The 400-nt window shown below is 41.0% G+C and carries 1 protein-coding gene; it reads left to right on the forward strand.

What is annotated here, in order from left to right:
- Positions 1–300 (forward strand): lipoate protein ligase C-terminal domain-containing protein (locus D1841_RS17975; protein WP_305801097.1); only part of this gene is annotated, 300 nt, incomplete at its 5' end.
- Between the last annotated feature and the right edge of the window lie 100 nt (positions 301–400).

Raw genomic sequence — 400 nt, forward strand, 5'->3', positions numbered from 1 at the left:
GGAAACAGACAATGGAATTTCGGCAGGAATCCGATATGTACCATGGAGGCAAGCTGCAGATTTCCTGTAGGTACAGTGACCTTTCATGGAAATATCAAGGGTAGCGAAATCAAAAGTTGTTCTTTTAGCGGAGATTATTTGGGGCTGGAAGATTTTGGGGAAATCTCTGCGAGACTGCAGGGCGTTGAATTTTCTTACAGCGCCATAGAAAAAGCCCTGCAGGGGATAAAGCTTGAGGCATATTTTGGAACATCCAATAAAGAAGATATATTGAATTTTTTAGCAGGAAGGAGTGAGTAATCATGGCATTTATAATGAAAGATGAAGTTTTTGCAGATATGAGAGCAGTCTGTAAGAGCATGTATGAAGAGGGAAAAAATCTCAAAGCGGAAGAAGCGCT

The organism is Neglectibacter sp. X4 (assembly GCF_009917365.1).
Classification (GTDB): domain Bacteria; phylum Bacillota; class Clostridia; order Oscillospirales; family Acutalibacteraceae; genus Acutalibacter.